The 9,185-nt window shown below is 61.5% G+C and carries 8 protein-coding genes; 5 read left to right on the plus strand and 3 right to left on the minus strand.

Features of this window, described 5'->3' with window-relative positions; genetic code table 11:
• Window positions 1-21 precede the first annotated feature (21 nt).
• From AC1DWG_RS01945 to AC1DWG_RS01955, 3 genes are all read left to right on the plus strand, one after another.
• Complete coding sequence (locus AC1DWG_RS01945) at window positions 22-1,047, plus strand: putative 2-aminoethylphosphonate ABC transporter substrate-binding protein (protein WP_477762960.1); 1,026 nt, start codon at window positions 22-24, stop codon at window positions 1,045-1,047.
• A 116-nt stretch (window positions 1,048-1,163) separates the two neighbouring features.
• A complete protein-coding gene (locus AC1DWG_RS01950; protein ID WP_477762959.1) occupies window positions 1,164-2,297 on the plus strand; it encodes a TIGR03364 family FAD-dependent oxidoreductase in 1,134 nt (377 codons plus the stop codon).
• Window positions 2,297-2,854, plus strand: a complete 558-nt coding sequence (locus AC1DWG_RS01955) for a phosphonate degradation HD-domain oxygenase (protein WP_477787162.1) — start codon at window positions 2,297-2,299, stop codon at window positions 2,852-2,854. Before AC1DWG_RS01950 ends, AC1DWG_RS01955 begins: the two co-directional genes overlap by 1 nt.
• 132 nt (window positions 2,855-2,986) lie before the next feature.
• Here AC1DWG_RS01955 and AC1DWG_RS01960 read toward each other — a convergent pair whose 3' ends face one another.
• On the minus strand, window positions 2,987-4,363 hold the full coding sequence (locus AC1DWG_RS01960) for a GTPase/DUF3482 domain-containing protein (protein WP_477762957.1): 1,377 nt from the start codon (window positions 4,361-4,363) through the stop codon (window positions 2,987-2,989).
• Window positions 4,356-5,726: a DUF2868 domain-containing protein gene (locus tag AC1DWG_RS01965; protein ID WP_477762956.1), complete on the minus strand. Its 1,371-nt coding sequence runs from the start codon at window positions 5,724-5,726 to the stop codon at window positions 4,356-4,358. Before AC1DWG_RS01965 ends, AC1DWG_RS01960 begins: the two co-directional genes overlap by 8 nt.
• An 85-nt stretch (window positions 5,727-5,811) precedes the next feature.
• Between AC1DWG_RS01965 and AC1DWG_RS01970 the strand changes: the two genes are divergently transcribed.
• Window positions 5,812-6,324: a dihydrofolate reductase gene (locus AC1DWG_RS01970; protein ID WP_477762955.1), complete on the plus strand. Its 513-nt coding sequence runs from the start codon at window positions 5,812-5,814 to the stop codon at window positions 6,322-6,324.
• Window positions 6,325-6,437: 113 nt separating this feature from the next.
• On the opposite strand, the gene AC1DWG_RS01975 is transcribed toward AC1DWG_RS01970, so the two are convergent.
• The gene (locus AC1DWG_RS01975) at window positions 6,438-7,829 is read right to left on the minus strand and encodes an L-cystine transporter (protein ID WP_477762954.1); all 1,392 of its coding nucleotides are present in this window, start codon (window positions 7,827-7,829) and stop codon (window positions 6,438-6,440) included.
• 255 nt (window positions 7,830-8,084) lie between these two features.
• Here AC1DWG_RS01975 and AC1DWG_RS01980 point away from each other — a divergent pair, with 255 nt between their 5' ends.
• A complete protein-coding gene (locus AC1DWG_RS01980) occupies window positions 8,085-9,140 on the plus strand; it encodes a haloacid dehalogenase-like hydrolase (RefSeq protein ID WP_477762953.1) in 1,056 nt (351 codons plus the stop codon).
• Window positions 9,141-9,185 lie beyond the last annotated feature (45 nt).

Raw genomic sequence — 9,185 nt, forward strand, 5'->3', positions numbered from 1 at the left:
CTCAAAAAACAGGAAAAGATCATGTTCAAGCCTATGGCCCTGGCCGCTGCTGTCCTCACCGCTTTCAGCCTGAACGCCTTTGCGGCGAAAACCGAGTTGACGGTGTACACCGCCCTCGAAGCCGAACAACTGAAGACCTACAAAGAAGCTTTCGAAAAGGCCAACCCGGACGTCGACATCAAATGGGTGCGTGATTCCACCGGCATTATCACCGCCAAACTGCTGGCCGAAAAAGCTCGTCCGCAGGCTGACGCCGTGTGGGGGCTGGCTGCTTCCAGCCTGGCGATCCTCGATCAGCAAGGCATGCTGCAAAGCTACGCGCCGAAAGACCTGGGCAAGATCGGCGCCAACTACCGCGACGCGGCCAACCCACCGGCCTGGGTCGGCATGGACGTCTGGGCCGCGACCATTTGCTTCAACACCGTCGAAGCCGAGAAACAGGGCCTGACCAAGCCTGTGAGCTGGCAGGACCTGACCAAGCCTGAGTACAAAGGCAAGATCGTCATGCCGAACCCGGCATCGTCCGGCACCGGATTCCTCGATGTCAGCGCCTGGCTGCAGACCTTCGGCGAGAAACAGGGCTGGGCGTACATGGACGGCCTGCACCAGAACATCGGCCAGTACGTTCACTCCGGTTCCAAGCCTTGCAAGCTGGCAGCTGCTGGCGAATTCCCGATCGGTATTTCCTTCGAGTACCCGGCTGTTCAACTGAAGCGCCAGGGCGCACCGCTGGACATCATCCTGCCGAAGGAAGGCCTGGGCTGGGAGATCGAAGCGACTGCCGTGATCAAGGGCACTGCCCACGAAGAAGCGGCGAAGAAACTGGCTGACTTCTCCGCCAGCCCTGAGGCGATGGATCTCTACAAAGAAAACTTCGCCGTGCTCGCCCAGCCTGGCATCGCCAAGCCGCAGACCGAACTGCCAGCCGACTACGAGCAACGCCTGATCAAGAACGACTTCGCCTGGGCTTCGAAGAACCGCGACGAGATCCTGACCGAATGGCGCAAGCGCTACGACGGCAAGTCCGAGAAAGTGGCGGCCAAGTAAGATCTTTATCGGCTGAAAGGACCTCTTCGCTGGCAAGCCAGCTCCTACAAGTGCACGTGAACTCTGTAGGAGCGGGCTTGCCCGCGAAGGCGGATTCAAATTCAGGACAAGACTCCATGACACAACACAACGACATGCTGATCGTCGGCGCCGGCATCCTGGGTTTGTCCCACGCGTATGCCGCTGCCAAGCGCGGTCTGAAGGTCACGGTTTTCGAGCGCAGCGAAACGCCCCTCGGCGCTTCGGTGCGCAACTTCGGCCAGGCATTGGTCACCGGCCAACCGCCGGGGCCGATGCTGGAACTGGCTCGCGCCAGTCGCGGTATCTGGGGCGATTGGGCGCAGCTCGCCGGCCTGCAACTCAAGCGCAATGGCTCGTACCTGTTCGCCCGCACCGAGGCGGAAGAGCAACTGCTGGAAGCCTTCTGCGAGGGCCGCGCCGTCGAACACGGTTACCGCGTCGACCTGTTGCGCGGCGCTGCGCTGCGCGATTTGTACGGCGGTCAGTTTCGCCATCACCGCGCTGCGTTGCACGGTATGGACGATCAGCAGCTGTATTCCCGCGAAGCGATTCCGGCGTTGATCGATTTCCTGCGTCGCGACCTTGGCGTCAAGTTTCACTTCTCTACCCTGGTGCGCGATATCGAGCCAGGTCACCTGTACAGCACTGCCGGCAGCTTCAGTGCAGAGCAGATCATCGTCTGTTCCGGCCACGATTATCAGACGTTGCTGGCCGAACAGATCGCCGAACTCGACCCGCAAATCTGCCGCCTGCAAATGCTCCGCGCCCGTCCGCAAATCAACCTCAACCTGAAACACGCGCTGCTCACCGGTTTGAGCTGCGTGCACTACGGTGCCTTCGCCGACTTGCCGGAGGTCGCGGCGGTACAGGCAGAAATTCTGAAGTCCGCACCGCACCTGCACGAAAACGGCATCCACCTGCTGATCAGCCCGACGCCCTATGGCGAGTTGATCATTGGCGATTCGCACCATTACGGAAGCGATCCGTCGCCCTTCAATGCCGAGCAGGTCGACGACTGGATGATCGAGCTGGCCGAGCAGACTCTGGGCTGTAAGGTGCAAGTGGTCGAACGCTGGCAGGGGGTCTATGGTTCACGGGGGCCGGGACCGTTCTCGTTCCTGCGCCCGGCAGAAGGTCTGAGCGTGGCGTTGATGCACACGGGTGTCGGCATGAGCGTCGGGCCGGCAATGGCTGAACACAACGTTGCCACGGTATTGGATGAAATCTGATGGAGCGCAATGCGCAAGTGATCGCCGACGTGTTCGCCTTGTACGAGCGTTTTGGCGACAGCGACTACATCGGCGAGCCGGTGTCGCAGATCGAGCACATGTCCCAGGCGTCGCAATTGGCCATGGCCGAAGGCTACGACGATGAAGTGGTACTGGCGGCGTTTTTTCATGACATCGGGCATATCTGCGCGGACAGCGTGGAGAACATGGACGGCTTCGGTGTGGTCAGCCATGAGCGTCTCGGTGCCGACTACCTGCGCCGCGCCGGCTTCAGCGAACGCATGGCGCGGCTGGTCGAATACCACGTACAAGCCAAGCGTTATCTGACGCTCAAGGAGGCGGGATACTACGAGCGCTTGAGTGAAGCCAGTCGCCGGACCCTGGAATATCAGGGCGGGGTGATGACGGCTGAAGAGGCTGAGGCGTTCGAGCAGGACCCGCTGTGTGCCGTGAGTTTGCGCATGCGCCAGTGGGATGAACTGGCCAAAGAGATGCATGTGCCGGTGATTGATCTGGCGGTGTTGAAGGAAAAAGCGGTGCGGTTGTTGGCTGCATAAAGCCTTTGAACCGAGGCGCGGCCTTCGCGAGCAGGCTCGCTCCCACAAGGGAGCTGTGTCGATCACAGATTCTGTGTCCACTGCGAAACCACTGTGGGAGCGAGCATGCTCGCGAAGAGGCCGGTCAGGCCACTAGAGCTGCTGCGCCAATACCTCAACCTGCTCCTGCCGCTCCGCCTGATTCAATTTGGGATGAGGATTGAGCGACGACCACTGCGGATGCGCCCGCGCCTTGTTCAGCGCCTCGGGCAGTTTGCCTTCGCGCCAGGTTTTATCCTGAGGCGTGGCCACCTGAATGCTGTCCATCGCTGCGTGCCCACGGGCATTGAGCGCTTGCAGCAATTGCCGCTGGCGCAGCGCCAACAGCCGCAGCACATTGTCATCCATCGTCAGTTCGCGCTGGCCCTTGAGCTTGCCGAGCAAACGGCTGCCATAACTGCGGGCGGTTTGCAGGGCGCCGCCGGCAATCGCTCCAGCCAATGCCGCTGCGCCTAGCGTGATGCCACCGACCAGCAAATCGACCCCGGCCCCGGCAGCCGCGCCGGCAGCGATTCCGCCACCGACCCGCACGCCCAGTTGCTTCAGGGTTTCCGGGTTGAACAGGTCATCGCCCCAACGACCGTCGAGCAGCGGCAAATCACTGGCGGCGGCATCCTGTGGGCGGAAGGCGTAAAGCTTGAGCAGGGCCTCGACGCAACGCTGCTCACGCTGGCGCACGGCTTTGCGCAGTTCGCTGATGGCTTGCTGTTCCTGCTCGGCTTCACTGACCACGCTGCGCCGACAAGCCGCGCAATCGATCAATAATTCGGCAATCAACCGCGCCGCACTTTGCTGGCGAGCCAGACGCTGGGCTTGCTGATCGGAAATCAGGCGTTCCAGTTGCGGCCGGGCAGACTCCAGCAACAGGGCGAGACTTTCATAGAGCCGACGCTCGCCATCCTCCGGCGGCGCGACGCTGTCGAAGCGCACCAAGGCATGCAATCCCAGCCGCGCCAGCGCTTCACGCCATGCCGGCTCGCGGTGGTTGGCGCTGCTGACGAAGTTCAGCACCGGTAGCAAGGGTTTGCCGCAACTGGCCAGCACTTCCAGCTCGTCGCGATACTTGGCCAGCACCGGCTCGCGGGCGTCGATCACGTAGAGCCCGGCGTCCGACGCCAGCAACTGGCGCAACACCTTGGCTTCCTGTTCGAACCGTTGCCGGGCTTCGCTGCCATCAAGGAAACGCGCCAGACGTGCCGGGCCGTCGAGACGTTCGCCGGGACGCTCCAGGCGTTCGAGGTAATCGAGCAGGGCGATGGCGTCTTCCAGACCGGGGGTGTCATAGAGGTCGAGCAGCGGCTCGCCGTCCACCGACAACCGTGCGCCTTCGACGTGTCGCGTGGTGCTGGGGCGATGGGACACTTCACCGAAGCCGACGTCGCGGGTCAGGGTGCGCAGCAACGAGGTTTTGCCGACGTTGGTGTGGCCGACCACGGCGAGTTTCAGAGGCTGCTTCCAGGTGTCAGTCATGACCGGACTCCAGCCAGTTCATCGGCGCGCAATCGGCAAATGGCAGCTCAAGTTGTTGCAGCGCCACGTGCCAGTCGCCGAGGCGCTCGGCGTCCAGCGCTTCACCGGGCGGCGCCTGCAACAACCACACGCGGGTGGCGCTGGCGCTGCGGGCCAGTTCGGCAATCAAGGCCAGGCTGCCGCGATCCGGCGAGCGCCGTGGATCGCACGCAATGGCCAGGCGCGCCGGGGGGAAACGGCTCAATTGTTCGAGGAGTTTGTGTCGCGATTCGCGGCTGTCGAGGATGCCGGCGTTGCTGACATTTTTTGGCAGGTGTGGCGGCCACGGGCGTTGATCGTCCAGCTCGATAGCGACTAACAACGCGCCGTCGCTTTGCTGTTCAGTCACGCCACTTTCCACGCGATGCAGTTGTGCCGGTGCCGCATCGCTGACGCCGAGGCGCTCGCTGGTGGGCATCAAGCGTTCGCGCAGTTGTGCGTAACCGGGCAGGTTCAAATCCAGACGCAGCGCCTTTTGCCCCGTCTTCCAGCGCCACAGGCAAAACAGCGCGAGCAGCAGACGCGGCACAAGGCCGTAGACCAGCAGTACGCCCACCAGCCACGCGGCCCAGGCTTGGCGGGCACTTTCGATGTTCAGTGCGGCATCGCCGCTGGCACGGATCATTTCCTCGGTCGGCACGCTGAAGCCGAGCAGGGCCGGGAGCGCGCCAAGGGCCTGGGTCACGGCAATAAAGGTGTCGGCACTGAGGATGGTGGTTTCCCAGACGAAGCCGTAGCGTCGGGTCGCCATCAACGTCAGCAGGATCACCAGCGCGCTGAGCATCGCCAGCAACCACAGGCCGTTGACCAGCACACCGATCGCCCAGCTATTGAGTTTCTGGCGTTGCAGCAACAGAAGCAGGGCCGGTGCCAGTTGTGCGGCTTTGGCGTCACGCGCAAGTTTTTCACTTAGCCACAGCCACAGGCGTCCGAGGCTGGCGCCGTGTTCGCCGGCGAACACCAGTCCCAGGGCCCAGCTCAGCAGCAGGATCAGATTGAGCCCGAGCAGGCTGCCCAAGGCCCAGAACACATTCACCGGGTGCAGGCCGTCGCCCATTGCAGCAAAGGCCAGGCCGGCGCCGCTGATCACCGCCAGCACCGCCATGACGATCAGCGCCAGTCGCGCGCCTTGCAGCCAGTGCTTGAGAGCATCGCTCAAGCCATCGCGCTCGGCCAGCCACAGGGCCCGGCGTTGAATGCGCGACGGCAAATCGCCGCCGGCGCTGCGGGCCAGCCGGTTGGCTTCAAGGTCTTCCAGGGGGCCTGCGTGTTCTTCGCGCAGCCGGATGGTTTCTGTCAGCCAGAGGGTATTGAGTTCAGTCACGCGGCATCCCGTCGCTTAATTGAGCTGTGAGCATAACCGCTGTGGCGCTTATCGGCGAAAGCGAGGCTCTGGTATCCTCGCGGGCATGACTAAATCACTCCCCCTCAGCCTGATCGCAGCCCTCGGTGAAAACCGTGTGATCGGCGTCGACAACAGCATGCCCTGGCACTTGCCGGGGGACTTCAAATATTTCAAGGCCACCACGCTCGGCAAGCCGATCATCATGGGCCGCAAGACCTGGGACTCCCTCGGTCGTCCGTTGCCGGGCCGCTTGAACATCGTGGTCAGCCGTCAGGTGGATCTGGTGCTGGAAGGCGCGGAGGTTTATCCGTCGCTGGAAGCTGCCGTCGTTCGCGCCGAAGCATGGGCGAAGGAACAAGGCGTTGATGAGTTGATGCTGATTGGTGGTGCGCAGTTGTATGCGCAAGGGCTGGCGCAGGCTGATCGGTTGTACCTGACCCGCGTGGCACTGAGCCCGGAAGGGGACGCTTGGTTTCCGGAGTTTGATTTGAACCAGTGGAAACTGGTGTCGAATGTGCCGAACCCGGCGGTGGACGACAAGCCGGCGTACAGCTTTGAGGTTTGGGAAAAAGCTTGAAAGCTTCGCTGGCAAGCCAGCTCCTACAAGGTTCGTGTCGTACGCAATTTTCACGATCGACACACAAACTGTAGGAGCTGGCTTGCCAGCGAAAGCGGTCTATCAGACGCCGATCAAACGTGCGCCAACTCCGAATGCTCATCCGCATCCAACAGCGCCTTATCGGTCTGCTGCATCACCTGGCTGGTAATCGCCCCCGCCGTCATCGCCCCACTGACATTCAACGCCGTACGCCCCATATCAATCAGCGGCTCGACCGAAATCAGCAACGCCACCAGTGACACCGGCAAGCCCATCGCCGGCAGCACGATCAGCGCGGCGAACGTCGCACCGCCGCCAACCCCGGCCACACCGGCCGAACTCAGCGTGACAATCGCCACCAGCGTTGCGATCCACAGCGGGTCCAGCGGGTTGATGCCCACAGTCGGCGCTACCATCACCGCCAACATCGCCGGGTACAGGCCGGCACAACCGTTCTGGCCAATGGTTGCGCCAAACGAAGCGGCGAAACTGGCGATGGACTGCGGAATGCCCAGACGACTGGTCTGCGCCTCGATGCTCAACGGAATCGTCGCAGCGCTGGAGCGGCTGGTGAAGGCAAACGTCAGCACCGGCCAGATCTTGCGGAAGAAACGCAGCGGGTTGATCCCGGCGGCCGACACCAGCACGCCATGCACCACAAACATCAGACCGAGGCCGATGTAAGAAACCACGACAAAACTGCCGAGCTTGATGATGTCTTGCAGGTTCGAGCCGGCGACCACTTTGGTCATCAGCGCCAACACGCCGTACGGGGTCAGCTTCATCACCAGGCGCACCAGTCGCATGACCCAGGCTTGCAGGGTGTCGATGGCGTTGATCACCTTCTGACCTTTCTCGACATCATCCTTGAGCAACTGCAGGGCCGCGACACCCAGGAACGCAGCGAATATCACCACGCTGATGATCGACGTCGGCTTGGCCCGCGCCAGATCGGCGAACGGGTTTTGCGGAATGAACGACAGCAATAGCTGCGGCACATTCAGGTCGGCGACCTTTCCTGCGTAATCGGTCTGGATGGTTTGCAGCCGGGCCATTTCCTGGGTGCCGGCCACCAGGCCTTCGGCGGTCAGGCCGAACAGGTTGGTCAGGCCGATGCCGATCAAGGCCGCGATGGCCGTGGTGAACAGCAGCGTGCCGATGGTCAGGAAGCTGATCTTGCCCAGAGACGAAGCCTTGTGCAGACGGGCCACGGCGCTGAGGATCGAGGCGAACACCAGCGGGATCACGATCATTTGCAGTAGCTGCACATAACCGTTGCCCACCAGATCGAACCAGCCGATCGAGGTTTTCAGCACCGGGTTGCCGGCACCGTAGGCAGTGTGCAACGCCGCACCGAACGCCACGCCCAGCACCAGCGCGAGCAGGACTTTTTTCGCCAGGCTCCATGTGGTGTGGCGGGTTTGCGCCAGGCCCAGGAGCAGGGCGAGGAACACCAGCAGATTGAGGATCAGCGGCAGATTCATGAGAACTCCGAGTGAGACTTGTGCCAGCTACCATCCGGGGTAGCTGCGAACCGGCAAGCCTAACAGCTTGAAAATTAATGAATTAATATCAAAAACGCATGGTTTCCGTCGTTTTTGGAATAAGCGGATGTCGCTGTCAGAAATGCAACTGGCGCGAAAGGGACGAAGGCGGTCGCTGACAGACGAGGACTGTCACACTTATTTGTTAGCGTCGATCTCTTTCATTCAGGGTCTTTTTATAAGGGAAGCATGCCAATGAAGTTCGCACCGAAATTGCTGGCAGCAGCACTTTGCCTGGGCCTCGCCGGCCAGGTGCTTGCAACGGATCTGAAGCACTGGCCCGCCGATCAGGCCAAGGCGCTGGATGCCATGATCGCCGCCAACGCCAACAAGGGTAACTACGCGGTGTTCGACATGGACAACACCAGTTACCGCTACGACCTCGAAGAGTCGTTGCTGCCATTCATGGAGAACAAGGGCCTGATCACCCGCGACAAGCTCGATCCCTCCCTGAAACTGATGCCGTTCAAGGACACCGCCGACCACAAGGAAAGCCTGTTCAGCTACTACTACCGCCTCTGCGAAGTCGACGATATGGTCTGCTATCCATGGGTCGCCCAGGTGTTCTCCGGCTTTACGCTCAAGGAACTCAAGGGCTATGTCGACGAGATGATGGCGTCCGGCAAATCGGTGCCGGCCACGTATTACGAAGGCGACGTGGTCAAGAAACTCGACGTAAACCCGCCGAAAATCTTCACCGGCCAGCAAGAGCTGTACAACAAACTGATGGAGAACGGCATCGAGGTCTATGTGATGACCGCCGCCTCCGAAGAACTGGTGCGCATGGTCGCGGCCGATCCCAAGTACGGCTACAACGTCAAACCGCAGAACGTGATCGGCGTATCGCTGCTGCTCAAGGACCCGAAGACTGGCGAGCTGACCACCGCGCGCAAGCAGGTCACCGCCGGCAAATATGACGAGAAGGCCAACCTCGGCCTGGAACTGACCCCGTACCTGTGGACCCCGGCAACCTGGATGGCCGGCAAGCAGGCGGCAATCCTGACCTACATCGACGAGTGGAAAAAACCGGTGCTGGTTGGCGGCGATACCCCGAGCAGCGACGGTTACATGCTGTTCCACAGCGTTGACGTGGCCAAGGGCGGCATCCACCTGTGGGTCAACCGCAAGGACAAGTACATGACCCAGATCAACGGCATGATGGCCAAGAACGCCGCGGCCCAGGCCAAGGAAGGGTTGACGGTGACTGCGGACAAGAACTGGGTGATCGTCAAGCCTGAAGACATCCAGTAACACAGGCGATATTCACTGTAGGAGCTGCCGAAGGCTGCGATCTTT

It is taken from the genome of Pseudomonas sp. P4_B3 (assembly GCF_056402295.1).

What these genes read in the sequence shown, in the direction of transcription:
- AC1DWG_RS01955 (WP_477787162.1), top strand. Translation starts at nt 2,297, where the DNA reads ATGGAGCGCAATGCGCAAGTGATCGCCGACGTGTTCGCCTTGTACGAG.
- AC1DWG_RS01975 (WP_477762954.1), bottom strand. Translation starts at nt 7,829, where the DNA reads ATGAATCTGCCGCTGATCCTCAATCTGCTGGTGTTCCTCGCCCTGCTC.
- AC1DWG_RS01950 (WP_477762959.1), top strand. Translation starts at nt 1,164, where the DNA reads ATGACACAACACAACGACATGCTGATCGTCGGCGCCGGCATCCTGGGT.
- AC1DWG_RS01980 (WP_477762953.1), top strand. Translation starts at nt 8,085, where the DNA reads ATGAAGTTCGCACCGAAATTGCTGGCAGCAGCACTTTGCCTGGGCCTC.
- AC1DWG_RS01970 (WP_477762955.1), top strand. Translation starts at nt 5,812, where the DNA reads ATGACTAAATCACTCCCCCTCAGCCTGATCGCAGCCCTCGGTGAAAAC.
- AC1DWG_RS01945 (WP_477762960.1), top strand. Translation starts at nt 22, where the DNA reads ATGTTCAAGCCTATGGCCCTGGCCGCTGCTGTCCTCACCGCTTTCAGC.
- AC1DWG_RS01960 (WP_477762957.1), bottom strand. Translation starts at nt 4,363, where the DNA reads ATGACTGACACCTGGAAGCAGCCTCTGAAACTCGCCGTGGTCGGCCAC.